This window comes from Hymenobacter edaphi (assembly GCF_003258365.1).
Classification (GTDB): domain Bacteria; phylum Bacteroidota; class Bacteroidia; order Cytophagales; family Hymenobacteraceae; genus Solirubrum; species Solirubrum edaphi.
In genome coordinates this window covers 627,472-640,723 of the sequence record NZ_QHKM01000002.1, presented here as the reverse complement: position 1 = coordinate 640,723, position 13,252 = coordinate 627,472, and the positions used below count along the sequence as shown (strand labels likewise).

11 protein-coding genes are annotated in these 13,252 nt (G+C 63.7%); 10 read left to right on the top strand and 1 reads right to left on the bottom strand.

Going from position 1 to position 13,252, the window contains the following annotated elements; translation table 11 throughout:
* Positions 1 to 76 precede the first annotated feature (76 nt).
* The 6 genes from DLM85_RS10150 (at position 77) to DLM85_RS26200 (ending at position 7,404) form a co-directional block, all read left to right on the top strand.
* The gene (locus tag DLM85_RS10150; RefSeq protein ID WP_111477986.1) at positions 77 to 1,594 is read left to right on the top strand and encodes a lipopolysaccharide biosynthesis protein; all 1,518 of its coding nucleotides are present in this window, start codon (positions 77 to 79) and stop codon (positions 1,592 to 1,594) included.
* Positions 1,595 to 1,619: 25 nt separating this feature from the next.
* On the top strand, positions 1,620 to 2,054 hold the full coding sequence (gene dut, locus DLM85_RS10145; protein ID WP_111477985.1) for a dUTP diphosphatase: 435 nt from the start codon (positions 1,620 to 1,622) through the stop codon (positions 2,052 to 2,054).
* Between the two features lie 230 nt (positions 2,055 to 2,284).
* On the top strand, positions 2,285 to 3,295 hold the full coding sequence (locus DLM85_RS10140) for a sugar phosphate nucleotidyltransferase (protein WP_111477984.1): 1,011 nt from the start codon (positions 2,285 to 2,287) through the stop codon (positions 3,293 to 3,295).
* Positions 3,296 to 3,388: 93 nt separating this feature from the next.
* The gene (locus DLM85_RS10135) at positions 3,389 to 5,206 is read left to right on the top strand and encodes a tetratricopeptide repeat protein (RefSeq protein WP_243635916.1); all 1,818 of its coding nucleotides are present in this window, start codon (positions 3,389 to 3,391) and stop codon (positions 5,204 to 5,206) included.
* Entirely contained in the window at positions 5,199 to 5,969 is a 771-nt protein-coding gene (gene lolB1 / locus DLM85_RS10130; RefSeq protein ID WP_165822091.1) for a lipoprotein insertase outer membrane protein LolB1, read from the top strand. Before DLM85_RS10135 ends, lolB1 begins: the two co-directional genes overlap by 8 nt.
* A 49-nt stretch (positions 5,970 to 6,018) precedes the next feature.
* A complete protein-coding gene (locus tag DLM85_RS26200) occupies positions 6,019 to 7,404 on the top strand; it encodes a murein hydrolase activator EnvC family protein (RefSeq protein ID WP_279387745.1) in 1,386 nt (461 codons plus the stop codon).
* A gap of 276 nt (positions 7,405 to 7,680) precedes the next feature.
* On the opposite strand, the gene DLM85_RS10120 is transcribed toward DLM85_RS26200, so the two are convergent.
* A complete protein-coding gene (locus DLM85_RS10120; protein WP_111477980.1) occupies positions 7,681 to 8,613 on the bottom strand; it encodes a LytTR family transcriptional regulator DNA-binding domain-containing protein in 933 nt (310 codons plus the stop codon).
* Positions 8,614 to 8,903: 290 nt separating this feature from the next.
* On the opposite strand from DLM85_RS10120, the gene DLM85_RS10115 reads away from it, so the two are divergent.
* The 4 genes from DLM85_RS10115 (at position 8,904) to DLM85_RS10100 (ending at position 13,196) form a co-directional block, all read left to right on the top strand.
* The gene (locus DLM85_RS10115) at positions 8,904 to 9,122 is read left to right on the top strand and encodes a Sec-independent protein translocase subunit TatA/TatB (RefSeq protein ID WP_111477979.1); all 219 of its coding nucleotides are present in this window, start codon (positions 8,904 to 8,906) and stop codon (positions 9,120 to 9,122) included.
* Between the two features lie 12 nt (positions 9,123 to 9,134).
* Positions 9,135 to 9,536: a twin-arginine translocase TatA/TatE family subunit gene (locus DLM85_RS26290; protein ID WP_111477978.1), complete on the top strand. Its 402-nt coding sequence runs from the start codon at positions 9,135 to 9,137 to the stop codon at positions 9,534 to 9,536.
* A 105-nt stretch (positions 9,537 to 9,641) separates the two neighbouring features.
* Entirely contained in the window at positions 9,642 to 11,090 is a 1,449-nt protein-coding gene (gatA, locus tag DLM85_RS10105) for an Asp-tRNA(Asn)/Glu-tRNA(Gln) amidotransferase subunit GatA (protein WP_111477977.1), read from the top strand.
* 15 nt (positions 11,091 to 11,105) lie between these two features.
* On the top strand, positions 11,106 to 13,196 hold the full coding sequence (locus DLM85_RS10100; RefSeq protein ID WP_111477976.1) for a LysM peptidoglycan-binding domain-containing protein: 2,091 nt from the start codon (positions 11,106 to 11,108) through the stop codon (positions 13,194 to 13,196).
* Positions 13,197 to 13,252: the final 56 nt, after the last annotated feature.

The window sequence follows — 13,252 nt, the reverse complement described above, 5'->3', positions numbered from 1 at the left end:
ATCGGTACGCAAGATGTCTCGACTTCGCTCGACATGACGGCCTACCTTACGCTCCTTTTCCACCTGACTTGATCGAATGAGCATTGCCAAACGTCTGGCTTCCCAGACCGTCGTGTACGGCGTGAGCAGCATCGTGGGGCGGGTGCTCAATTTCCTACTGACGCCGCTCTATACTGGGCGCTTCGAGGCCGCCGCCTTCGGCATCATCACCGGGCTGTACGCCTACGTGTCGTTTCTGAACGTGCTGTTTACCTACGGCATGGAAACGGCCTACCTGCGCTTTGCCAACCGGCCCGGCACCGACCGGCAGGCCCTCTACAACCGCGTGCTCACGTTGCTCATCATCAGCAGCGTGGGGCTGACGGCCCTGCTGGCCCTGCTGGCGCCCACGCTCATGAGCCTGCTCAGCATTCCGCCCGGCCACGAGCGGTACGCGGTCTGGATTGCCCTGATTCTAGGCCTCGACGCCGTGGCGGCCATTCCGTTTGCGCGGCTGCGGCTGGAAAACAAGGCGGTGAAGTTTGCCGCCATCCGCATGGCCAACATCTTGCTGACCGTCGGGCTAAACCTGTTTTTCATCGTCTTCTGCTCCGACGTGCTGGCTGGCAAGTACCTCACGGGCCTGCAGCCGCTGGTGGAGCGGGTGTACGACCCGAGCATCGGCGTGGGCTACGTATTCCTCTCCAACCTGGCGGCCAGCGCCTTTACGCTGTTGCTGCTGGGCCGCGAGCTGCTGGACTTCCGCCCGCGCCTCGATGCCAGCTACCTCAGTCCGTTGTGGCGCTACGCCTACCCGATCATGCTGATGGGCCTGGCCGGCATGGTCAACGAGACTTTGGACCGCATTCTGCTGCCGCGCTGGCTGCCCGAGGGCTTCTACCCCGGCCGCGACAGTCTGGCGGCGGTGGGCATTTACGGGGCCTGCTACAAGCTCAGCATCCTGATGAGCCTGGTCATTCAGGCCTTCCGCTACGCGGCCGAGCCGTTTTTCTTCGCCCAGAGCGAGGACAAAAACTCGCCCCGCACCTTTGCCCTGGTGCTGAAGTGGTTTACCATTTGCTGCGCCCTGCTCTTCGTGGCTGTAAGCGTGAACGTGGATTTGATAGCGCCGCTGTTTTTGCGCAAGCCCGAGTACCTGGAGGGCCTGCCGGTGGTGCCGGTGCTCCTGCTGGCCAACCTGTTTCTGGGCGTCTACTACAACCTCTCGGTGTGGTTTAAGCTCACCGACAAAACCTACTTCGGCACCTACATCAGCTTCGGCGGCGCAATACTGACGGTGGCGCTGAACTTCCTGCTGATTCCGCTGCTGGGCTACATGGGCTCGGCCATTGCCACCTTGGCCTGCTACGCCACCATGGCCGCCGTGTGCTGGGCCCTGGGCAACCACCACTTCCCGGTGCCCTACCCCGTGGGCCGCTTGCTGCTCTGGATAGCCGCGGCCGCAGCCGTGGTAGCTGGCAGTTGGGCCCTGCCCCCGCTGGGCGGCTGGGTGGCCCACGCGGTACACATTCTTATCACCCTGGCTTTCGTGGCGGCGGTGTGGCTGGTGGAGCGCCCCGAGCGGGCCTTCCGCCGCCAGCCCAAAGCGGCCTAAGCTGTTTCCCTTCGTTTCTTCGACCATGCAAGTCGCCGTCATCAACCGCTCCCACCACCCGCTGCCCGCCTACCAGACCGAGCACGCCGCCGGCCTCGATGTGCGCGCCAACCTGGCAGAGCCCGTCACCCTCAGCCCGCTGGAGCGCGCTCTGATTCCGACGGGCCTGTTTCTGGAAATTCCGGCCGGCTACGAGGCCCAAGTGCGCCCCCGCAGCGGCCTGGCCTACAAGCACGGCATCGGCCTGGTCAACAGCCCCGGCACCATCGACGCCGACTACCGCGGCGAGGTGAAAGTGCTGCTGGTGAACCTCTCCAACGAGCCCTTCGTGGTGCAGGACGGGGAGCGGATTGCCCAGCTCGTCTTTGCCCGGCATGAAACGATTCAGTGGCAGGAAGTGGCCGAACTGGGCGAAACCACCCGCGGCGCCGGTGGCTACGGCAGCACCGGCACGCGGTAGGGCCAGCACATGAGCCCGCTGAGCAGGTGAGTGCAGGAAGTTGACCACCGGGTTTCATCGTAACTCTGTCCGGGCAGAACCCAACCGCATCTTTCCCGCCTTCCGGCTCTCGTGCAAAAAAATCTGTGAAATCAGTAAAAACGGTTAACTCTGCGCTTCAACTTTGCGCGGCCCTAGTAGCTGAGCTTACGTAAACGCCCCCTGAAACTCCTTTCCCAATTCACCCTTCTATGAAAATCATCGTCCCGATGGCCGGCATGGGCAAGCGCATGCGCCCGCACACGCTCACCGTTCCCAAGCCGCTGATTCCGATTGCCGGCAAGCCCATCGTGCAGCGCCTGGTCGAAGACATTGCCAAGGTCGTCGGCGAGCCGGTATCGGAAGTCGCCTTTATCGTTGGCCGTTTCGGCTCGGAAGTCGAGCAGAACCTGATCAAGATTGCCGAATCCGTCGGGGCCCAGGGCACCATTCATTACCAGGACGAGCCGCTGGGCACCGCCCACGCCATCCTCTGCGCCCAAAGCGCGCTGACCGGCCCGGTAGTCGTAGCCTTCGCCGATACCCTCTTCAAAGCCGATTTCACCCTCGACACCTCCGCCGACGGCACCATCTGGGTGCAGCGCGTCGACGACCCGCGCCCCTTCGGCGTGGTGAAGCTGGGCGACGAGGGCCAGATTACCGAGCTGATCGAAAAGCCCCAGGAGTTCGTGTCGGACCTGGCCATCATCGGCATCTATTACTTCCGCGACGGGGATTACCTGAAGCGCGAGCTGCAGTACCTGCTCGACAACGACGTGAAGGACAAGGGCGAGTACCAGCTCACCAACGCCCTGGAGAACATGAAAAACCAGGGCGCCAAGTTCATTCCCGGCCGCGTGACCGAGTGGCTGGACTGCGGCAACAAGGACGCCACCGTGTACACCAACCAGCGCTACCTGGAATACCTGCAGGAAGCCGGCGAGGATACCGTGTCGAAATCGGCCAAGCTGACCAACAGCATCATCGTGCCGCCGGTGTACATCGGCGAAAACGTGGTGCTCGAAAACAGCATCGTCGGCCCGCACGTGTCGGTGGGCGACGGCTCGGTGGTGAAGCACTCGGTGGTGGCCAACTCCATCATCCAGAAATCGGCCACGGTAACCAACGCCAACGTCACCAACTCCATGATCGGCAGCCACGCCAGCTTCACCGGCACGCCCTCCGACCTGAGCGTGGGTGATTACAACGCCCTGAAACTGTAAGGCGCAAGGGGTGGTTTCAGGGTTATGCCGTATCTTTTCTCACGATGCGGCGCCCTGATGCCACCCTTTGCTTTGCTGCTGCGTCCTGTCCGTATGATTCGTTCCGCTTCTACCCTCTTGCTCGCGTTGGGCCTGCTGGTGGCCGGGCCCGTGTGTGCCCAGCAACAGCCCGCCGCGCCCGGCAAACCCGCCGCGGCTGACAAGCCGCGCAAGCTGACGCGCAAGGAGCGAAAGGAAATGCAGCGCCAGGCCGCCCTGGAAGCCGCCAAGGCTCAGCAGCAAAGCCAGATAACCGAGAAAGACCGGGAGCTGAGTGCCGCCTACTTCGTCGACGGCGTGAAGTTCATGCTGCTGGAGGACTACCCCAAAGCCCTGGAGCGGCTGCTCAAGGCCTACCAGCTCGACCCGAACAACGCGGCCATCAACTACAAGATTGCTGAGGCCAACCTGCTCATCGGCAACCTCAAGGACGCGGGCAACTTCGCCCAGGCCGCCGTGCGCCTCGACGGCAAAAACGCCTACTACTACCTGATTCTGGCCCAGATTTACGCTTCGCAGAAGCAGTTTACCGAGGCCGCGCAGGTGTATACCAAGCTGATTCAGGACGTCCCGGATTCCAAGTCCTACCTCTTCAACCTGGCCGAGCTGTACCTGGCCCAGGGCAAGCTCACCGACGCGCTGACCGCCTTTGAGCAGGCCGAAAAGGAGTTCGGCCCTATGGACGAGGTGTCGTTCAAGAAGCAGCAGATTTACCTCAAGCAGAACAACCTCGACAAGGCCCTGCAGGAAGGTGAAGCCTTGATTACGGCCAACCCCGATGAGGTGCGCTACGTGCTGGCCCAGGCCGAAATGTACGCGGCCAACAACCGCCTGCCCGACGCCATCCGCGTGGCGCAGCAGGCCCTGCGCAAGGAGCCCGAAAACCCGCAGGCCCACATGATCCTGGCCGACGCCTACCGGCAGCAGGGCAACGCCACGGAGTCGGAAAAGCAGATCAAGCAGGCCTTCGAGAGCCCCGAGCTGAGCATCGATCAGAAGGTGCGCATTTTGGTGGACTACCTCAAGCAGCTGCCCAACCCCGCCATTCAGCAAACCGCGCTGGAGCTGGCCGACATTACCACCAAAGTACACCCGCGCGAGGCCAAGGCCTTTTCGGTGGCCGGCGACGTGCAGCTCTTGGCCGAGCAGAAGCCCAAGGCCCGCACGAGCTACCTGCAGGCCCTGCGCCTCGACAACTCGCACTACAAGATCTGGCAGCAGGTGGTGCTCATCGACGCGGAGCTGGCCCAATCGGACTCGCTGCTGAAGCACACCAACCAGGCTTTGGAGCTGTTCCCGAATCAGGCCGTATTCTGGTTCTACAACGGCGTGGGCCACACCTTCGCCAAGCAGCCGGCCAAGGCCGTGCGCGCCTTCGAGCAGGGCAAGAAGCTGGCCACCGACAACCCCGAGCTGGCCGCGCAGTTCGACACTCAACTGGGCGACGCCTACAACGAGCTGAAGGAGTACGACAAGTCGGATGCGGCCTACGACGCGGCCCTGACCTTCGACGCGAATAATGCGCAGGCGCTGAACAATTACAGCTACTACCTGTCGTTACGCGGCAAGAATCTGCCCAAGGCCCGGGACATGGCCGCCAAGCTCATCAAGCTGTTTCCGGAAAACGGCACCTACCTCGATACCTACGGCTGGGTGCTCTACCAACTAAAAGATTACGCCAACGCCCGCCAATACCTCGAAAAAGCCGTACGTACCTCTCGGGATGGCACCGTGCTGGAGCACTACGGCGACGTATTGTACCAATTGGGCGATGCGGCCGCGGCCGTGGAGCACTGGCAGCAGGCCAAAAAGGCCGGCGGCACCTCCGCGCTTATCGACCGCAAAATCAAAGACCGAAAACTCTATGAATAGACGCTGGCCGCTGCTGGTGTTGATCGGCAGCCTGAGCCTGGGCGCCTGTACCCGCCGAGCTGTTCCGACGAAAACGACCACACCGACGCGCCCGCCGGCGCCGGAAGTGCGCGCCCGCAACCTTGATTTCCGCTACCTCGCGGCCAAAGGCAAGGCCCAGATCGACGCCAACGGGGAGAAGTACTCGGTCAACCTGAACGTGCGCATGCGCAAGGACAGCATCATCTGGCTGCAGGCTTCGGTGCTGGGGCTGGGGGTGCGCGCCCGCATCACGCCCGATTCGGTGCAGGTGGTCAACATGCTGGAAAAAACCTACTACGCCGGCAACTTCGACTACCTACGGCGGCAGTTCAACGTGCCGGTTTCCTTCGTGCAGCTGCAATCCATGCTCATCGGCGACTACGTGCCGGCCATGGCCGATACGGCCCTGACGGTGACGGCCGACGGCCCCATGCAGCGCGTGCAGTACCGGCAGACGGGCATTCTGGTAGAGCAGCTCATCGAATTGAGCCGGGCCCGCCTGCAGAAGCTCAACGTATCGGACCCCGCGTCGCAAAGCACGCTGACGGTGACTTACGCCGACTTTCAGCCCATTCAGCCGGGCGAGCAGCAGTTTGCCCACGGCATCCTGGTGCAGGCGCAGCAGCCGGGCCGGCAGCCCGCTACGGTGACTATCAATTACCGCAACGTAGATTTGGACAAGGAACAGCTCTCGTTCCCCTTCTCCGTGCCGGCCGAGTATGGGCGTAACAAACGCAAGTAGATTCACCACACCCCCTTCCTGGCCGACTTGGCTGCTGGCAGCCGCGCTGTTGCTGGCCCTGACCTCTGCGCCCGCCCAGCAGCGGCGGCGCAGCAGCGCCAAGCCGGCCAAGGAAACGCCCAAAACCAAAGCTCAGCTGGAGCGGGAGCGGCGCAACAACCTGCGCCGCATCAAGGAAGCCAGCAAAATCCTGGAGCAGACCCAGCAGAAAAAGCAAAGCTCCCTGGGCCAGCTCAACGCCCTGAAGGAAAAGATTACGGTGCAGCAGCAGGTCATCAAGTCGACCTCCTCGCAGCTGCGCTACATCGAAACCGGCGTTAAGAAAACCGCCACCGACGTGCAGCTCACCCAGGCCGAGCTGGCGCGCCTGAAGGCCGAGTACGCCCGCCTGATTTACGCCGCCTCGAAGTCGACCAACGCCTACAACCGGGTGATGTTCCTTTTCGCGGCCGAGTCGTTCAACGAGTTTATGCTGCGCCTGCGCTACGTGCGGCAGTACTCCGAAGTGCGCCGTCAGCAGGTCAGCAGCATTTTGCGTACCCAGGAGCAGCTGCACCAGCAGCTTAGCACGCTCACGGAGCAGAAGCAGGAGAAAAGCAGCCTGCTCACCACCCAGGTCAGCGAGAGCCGCAACCTGGTGACCATGCGCACCCAGCAGGACCAGGTGGTGCAGCAGCTCAGCCAGCAGGAGCAGCAATTGCAGAAGGAGCTGGCCGAACGCCAGCAGGCCGTGCGTCAGCTCGACAACCTGATTGCCCAGCGCGTGCGCGAGGAAATTGCCCGCGCCGCCCGGGTGGCCGCCGCCAAAGCCGCTGCCAAAGCTGCCGCCGCCAAAGCCGCTGCCAAAGCCGCCGCCGAACGGGCTGAGCGCGCCGAGCGCAACAACGCCACGGCCGCCGAACAGGCCACTGCCAAACGCGAAGCCACCGAAACGGCCGAAGCAGCGGAAGTAGCCGTAGCGGCCGAAGAAGCCAGCACCCACGTCGACCGGGTGGCGCTGACGCCCGAAACGGCGGAGCTGTCGTCGTCCTTCGCCGAAAACCGCGGGCGGCTGCTGTGGCCGGTAGCCCGGGGCTTCGTCAGCCAGCGCTTCGGCCGCCATCCCCACCCCGTGCTCAAGCACGTGACGGTGGACAACCGCGGCGTCGACATTCAGACTACGGCCGGGGAGCCGGCCCGCGCCATTTTCGACGGCAAGGTGCTCACCGTGGCCAACATTGCCGGCATGAACAACGTGGTGATGGTGCAGCACGGCGAGTATTTCACGGTGTACGCCAAGCTGCGCACCGTGAGCGTGAGCGAGGGACAGACGGTGAAGATGCGCCAGCCCATCGGCACGGTGTATACCAACCCGGAGGGCACCACGGAGCTGCAGTTTCAGGTGTGGCGCAACAGCACCAACCTCAACCCGGAGCAGTGGCTGGGCCGCAAATAGCTGTTGCTACACGGGAACTGCCAATTTCGGTCTGCTCGGAAATAAAAAAACACCGTACAGCGTACGGTGCCTTTCTGAGCTATGAAAACAAACTTAGCTATCAGTTAATCCCTCCTTGGCAGGGCCTAAGCCCGGGCGCCAATGGATTAATCCCCCGATAACAAGCGAAAGATACGAAGTCAATTGGTTTTTGGTCGTACGGTTTTCGTCCAAATCCGGGATTTTGTCGACCAAAGCCGCCATTTGCTATCTGAGCGCAGCCCGGTGGTGGGCGAACTACACCAGATTCAGCCGGCTCATCAGGTCGGCCTTGTAGGAATTGCCGATGGGCACCGAGGAAGCCCGGCCGCCGTCCACGATCAGCGAGTCGCCATCAATGGCCACGATGCTGCTGATGCGCACGATGTACTTGCGGTGCACGCGCACGAAGTCGCGGGCGGGCAGGCGGGTGAGCATGTCCTTCATGGTGGTGTACACCGTGTACCGCTCACCGGCCGTGTGAATGTTGACGTAGTCGCCGAGGGCTTCGAGGTAGGAAATTTCGGCCGTGTCGAGGCGGATCAGCTTGTGGTCCTGCTTGACGAAGATTTCACTGCGCCCGGCCGAGTACAGCGAGTCGGCGGCGCTGTTGGCCATGCGCAGCAGGCCTTCCAGCTTGGCCTTCTCCTGCTCCAGCTGCAGGCGGGCGCGGCGCAGCTCCAGGTGCGACACCACTTCGCGGGCCAGGGTGCGCAGCGCATCGCGCTGGGCTTCGTTGAGGCGGTGGGGCTTGGTGTCGAGGGCGCACATGGTGCCCAGCGGGTAGCCCTCAGGCGACATCAGCGGGGCGCCCACGTAGTAGCGGATGTTGGGGGCGTTGGCCACCAGCGGCGTGTGGCTGAACAGCGGGTCCAGCGTTGCGTCCTCTACTTCCAGAATGTCCCGGTTGAACAGCGCGTGGTGGCAGAACACATCCTCGCGCGGCAGGTTCTGCACGCCCGGCACGCCCACCTGCGCCTTGGTAAACACCCGCTCGGCATCGATCAGGTTGACCATGGAAATCGGGGTGTTGCAGATAAAGGCGCCCAGGCGCGCCAGGCCGTCGAAGGCTTCCTCCGTGGGCGTATCCAGGATCTGATACGCCCGCAGGTGTTCCAGCCGCTCTTCTTCAGCCTTGGCCGGCGTTGCCGCCGCAGGCTGGGGCGGGGGGTACATCGCACGTAGAGTCATTGCCGCAGGGTTGGTCTCAAAAAACAATTGGAGCTAAATAATGCGCGCCGGTACCGGTATACCGAGCCGTGCTCCAAAGTACGGAGGCTAAAACTTATCGAATAAGTTCGGGCCGGTCAACACTACGCAGAACCCGACCAACGCGGCTGAATCGTCGCCGAATAATGAATCGGGGCCCGCGGGAACCTCTGCCGCCCGGTTCTGTTTGAAAATTATCGGGTACCTTTACCATCCCTACGGCGGGCGGGCCCGTATCTCCTGCTGTAGATTAACACCCACCGCGGACTCTCATGCTCAACTCGCTTTTCCTGTTCGGCAATTTTGGTACGACCGAAATTCTGCTGATCGTCTTCATCGTCATTCTGCTGTTTGGTGCCAAGCGCATTCCGGAGCTATTTAAGGGTCTGGGCCAGGGCATGCGCGAGTTCAAGGACGCGTCGAAAGAAGACAAGCCCGAATACCGCGACCAGAACCCGAACTACCGCGACCCGCAGCCGCCCACCCGCTAAGCTTCGCCCGTCATGCACACGCCTTTTCTGCTTTTCCTGGAAGGCATTGGTAGCGGCGAGTTGGCCGTTATCGTGCTCTTCATCCTGGTGTTTTTCGGCGCCAACAAGATTCCAGAGCTGGCCCGTGGCCTCGGCAAAGGCATCCGCGAGTTCAAGGATGCCTCCCGCGAGATTCGCAGCGAGATTGAAAATGCCGGCCAGCCGGGCTTTCAGCCCAGCAACAACGGCTACCAGCAGCCCGCCGCGCCGCAGCAGCCCTACCAGCAAGTGCCCCCGGCCCCGATAGCCTATCAGCCCACCGGCCTCGATCAGCCCACGGCTGACTATCAGGCGCCGGTTTCGGCGCCGGAGCAACCCACGGTGACGCCCGCCGGCCTGCCCCACGAATCGAATACTTCGGCGAAGTCGATTTAATTCCGAACTTTCGCAACCTGCTTTTGACGGCCGCCGCGCACCCCGCGGCGGCCTAGCCTTTTCACCCCAATCCTGCCGCCCCCGCGGACCGTTTGGCCCCTTCGCATGAAACGCTTCAACTCCCTCACGGAAGTTCGCCACGAGCTGACCGCCGGTACCCTTACCTGCCGTCAGCTCGTTGAGTATTACCTGGATAACATCGAGAAAAAGAACGGCCAGCTCAACGCCTTCCTGGAGGTGTGGCCCGACGAGGCCCGGCAGCAGGCCGAGGCCGTCGACGCGAAACTGGCGGCGGGCACGGCTGGCAAGCTGGCCGGTATGGTCATCGGGTTGAAGGACGTGCTGGCCTACAAGGACCACGCGCTGCAGTCCAGCTCGCACATTCTCGACGGGTTCAAGTCGCTGTTTACCGGTACGGCCGTGCAGCGCCTGCTCGACGAGGACGCCATCCTGATCGGGCGGCAGAACTGCGACGAGTTTGCCATGGGCGCCTCGAACGAGACGTCCTATTTCGGCCCGGCCCGCAACGAAATCGACCCGGACCGCGTGCCCGGTGGTTCCTCGGGCGGCTCGGCGGTGGCCGTGCAAGCCGATATGTGCCTGGCTTCGATTGGTTCCGATACGGGCGGCTCGGTGCGCCAGCCGGCGGCCTTCTGCGGCGTTGTCGGGCTGAAGCCGACTTACTCGCGGGTGTCGCGCTACGGACTGATTGCTTACGCTTCGTCGTTCGACCAGGTGGGGCCGATTACCCGCTCGGTGGAAGATGCCGCGCTGCTGCTGGAAGTTATGGCCGGCCCCGACGAGTTTGACTCGACGGTGAGCCAGGAGCCGGTGCCCGCCTACTCGCAGCTGCTGGAGCCCAAGGCGCACTACCGCGTGGGCTACATCCGCGACACGGTGGAGCACCCCGGCCTCGCGCCCGACATCAAGCAGGCCCTGGAATCGACCATTGAGCTGCTGCGCGGGCAGGGCCACGTGGTCGACGCGGTGGAGTTTCCCTACCTCGATTTCATCGTGCCCAGCTACTACATCCTGACCACGGCGGAGGCCAGCTCCAACCTGGGCCGCTACGATGGGGTGAAGTACGGCTACCGCGCCCCCGACGCGACGGATCTGGAGTCGCTCTACAAAAAGTCGCGCAGCCAGGGCTTCGGGCCGGAGGTGCAGCGGCGCATTATCCTAGGCACTTTCGTGCTGTCGGCCGACTACTACGACGCCTACTACACCAAGGCCCAGCGCGTGCGGCGCCTCATCAAGGAGCAGACCGACGAGCTGCTGCGCCAGTACGACTTCCTGATCCTGCCTACGGCGCCGACTACGGCATTCCGCATCGGCGAGAACATGAAAGATCCGCTGGCCATGTATCTTGCTGATATCTTTACCGTTCAGGCCTCGTTGGCGGGCGTACCGGCCATTTCGGTGCCCGTCGGCCACGACGGCCAGGGCTTGCCCATCGGCTTGCAGGTGCTCAGCGGCGCGTTCCGCGAAGCCGACATGCTGGCCTTTGCCAAGCACCTGACCGAAACCGTGGGGGCCTCCGTAGTAGCTCCCTAACGTGCAGTTGAACCGATGAAAAAGTCGCTCCGAGCCTCCGCCTTGTTTCTGCTGGCCGCCGCTTTCGTCCGCCCCGTGGCGGCCCAAACGCAGCTTCCACCCGTAACGATGCCGGAGGCCGGCGCGAGCGACGACACCACGCGGGTGCGGCTGGAGCTGCAGCCCGATTCGCTGGTGGCCGAGCCCGTACCGCTCGATTCGGTGCGTTTGGCCTGGCTGCAGGCCCCGCCCGAAGTGCGCGACCTGATCTGCGACCGGGTAGCGTGCTTTGATACCGACGTGCCGCACGCCTTCAACTCGACGGTACTGGCGCACATCAACTTCTTCACGCTGCGCAACCGCAACTACATGCAGCGGGTGCTGGAGCGCGAAAACCTGTACTTCCCGCTGTTTGAGAAGTACCTGACCAAGTACAACCTGCCGCCCGACCTGAAGTACCTGGCGGTGGTAGAGTCCGCGCTGATTCCGACGGCCAAGTCGCGGGTAGGCGCTACGGGCCTGTGGCAGTTTATGGGCCCCACGGCCAACGACCTGCGCCTGCGCCGCGACGAGTGGGTGGACGAGCGAATGGACCCGGAAAAGGCCACCGAAGCCGCCTGCAAGCACCTGCGCTACCTCTACGGCGTGTTTCACGACTGGGAGCTGGTGCTGGCCGCCTACAACTGGGGCGCGGGCAACATTCAACGGGTGATGCGCAAATCGGGCAAGCGCAACTTCTGGGAAATGTACCCTTACATGCCCAAGGAAACGCGCAACTACGTGCCCAGCTTCACGGCCATCATGTACGCCATGAAGTACGCCGAGCAGCACCACCTGCACTCGGCCGAGCTGAAGTACCAGTACGCGCAGCCCATGGACACGCTGCAGCTCAACGGGCAGGCCTTCGACATGATGCGCCTGAGCCAAGCCGTGGGGCTGGATTCGACGGCCATTCTGCGCTTCAACCCCGAGCTGCGCCGCCCCTACCTGCCCGACGGCTACCGCACTTACACCGTGCGGTTTCCGGCCGACCGCCGTCCGATGTTGCAGGAAGTGGACCGCTCGGTGCTGTTTGGCTACTGCCGCCCGCAGGCCGCCCTGCCCGTGCCGATGGAGCCGCTGCCGCCCCGGCTGAATGGCGTCGAGCCGTTTCCCTCGGCCCGGCAGCTGGCCGCTGGCAGCCGCCGCAAGCCCGCCGCCGAAGTAGCCGAAGCCCCGGCCCCCGAAACCCCGCGTACCCAGCGCAAGGTGCATACCGTGAAGCGCGGGCAGACACTGGCCGAGCTGGCCGAGTGGTACGGCGTGTCGCAGACGCAGCTGCGGCGCTGGAACAACCTGACGAAGGGCCGGGCGCTGAAGCCCAAGCAGCAGCTCGTGGTGTTTTTGCCGGCGAAGAGTGGCAGCGCGTCATCAGTGCAGAATGTAGCCGCCCGCCCGGCAGCCGCGCCGGCCGTGGCCGCTGCCCCGCGCACCCCCGCCGAAATGGGCGTGAAAGTGAGCAAGCTCCCGGTTAAGCCCGCTCCCAAAGCGGAAGCGCCGGAACCGGAAGAAACGGCCGTGGCTGCGGCGACGCCTGTGGAGCGTCCGGCCGCCGAACCGCGCAAACAGGTTCGCCCGCCGCGCCCGGTGGCCGCGGCGCCCGCGAAGGAAAGCAGCGCCGAGGCTGAAACCGCCGCTACGCCCGAGCCAGCGGCACCCCTGGCCGCCGTGCCGGCCCAGCAGGACGCGGCCACGGAATACGTGATTCGCAAGGGCGACTACCTCACCAAGCTCGCGCGGGAGCGGGGCCTGTCGGTGGAGCAGCTGGTGGCCTGGAACAACCTGAAGTCGCAGGTGGTGACGCCGGGGCAGAAGCTGCGCCTGGCGCCGCCCACCGGCGCGGAGGCGGCCGACAACGAAGCCGAGAAACCGGCCGCCGTGACGGCGGCGGCGCCCAAATCAGCCCCCAAAGCCGGCAAAGTGGCGCCCCTGCCCCTGCAGCAGCGGGTGCACGTGGTGCAGCCCGGCGACACGCTCTACAACATTTCGCGCCGCTACCAGGGCCTGACGGTGGAACAGCTGCGCAAGCTCAATCACCTGCAGTCCGACGAGGTGAAGCCCGGGCAGAAGCTTATCGTGGCCAGCTGAAAATCAAGGCTGTAAGCCACGCAAAAGGGCGTCATCCTCCGCGGAGGATGACGCCC

Coding starts and splice junctions, on each gene's coding strand:
- DLM85_RS26290 (WP_111477978.1), top strand. CDS start 9,135: ATGCACACGCCTTTTCTGCTTTTCCTGGAAGGCATTGGTAGCGGCGAG.
- DLM85_RS10100 (WP_111477976.1), top strand. CDS start 11,106: ATGAAAAAGTCGCTCCGAGCCTCCGCCTTGTTTCTGCTGGCCGCCGCT.
- DLM85_RS10120 (WP_111477980.1), bottom strand. CDS start 8,613: ATGACTCTACGTGCGATGTACCCCCCGCCCCAGCCTGCGGCGGCAACG.
- lolB1 (WP_165822091.1), top strand. CDS start 5,199: ATGAATAGACGCTGGCCGCTGCTGGTGTTGATCGGCAGCCTGAGCCTG.
- DLM85_RS10150 (WP_111477986.1), top strand. CDS start 77: ATGAGCATTGCCAAACGTCTGGCTTCCCAGACCGTCGTGTACGGCGTG.
- gatA (WP_111477977.1), top strand. CDS start 9,642: ATGAAACGCTTCAACTCCCTCACGGAAGTTCGCCACGAGCTGACCGCC.
- dut (WP_111477985.1), top strand. CDS start 1,620: ATGCAAGTCGCCGTCATCAACCGCTCCCACCACCCGCTGCCCGCCTAC.
- DLM85_RS10135 (WP_243635916.1), top strand. CDS start 3,389: ATGATTCGTTCCGCTTCTACCCTCTTGCTCGCGTTGGGCCTGCTGGTG.
- DLM85_RS10115 (WP_111477979.1), top strand. CDS start 8,904: ATGCTCAACTCGCTTTTCCTGTTCGGCAATTTTGGTACGACCGAAATT.
- DLM85_RS10140 (WP_111477984.1), top strand. CDS start 2,285: ATGAAAATCATCGTCCCGATGGCCGGCATGGGCAAGCGCATGCGCCCG.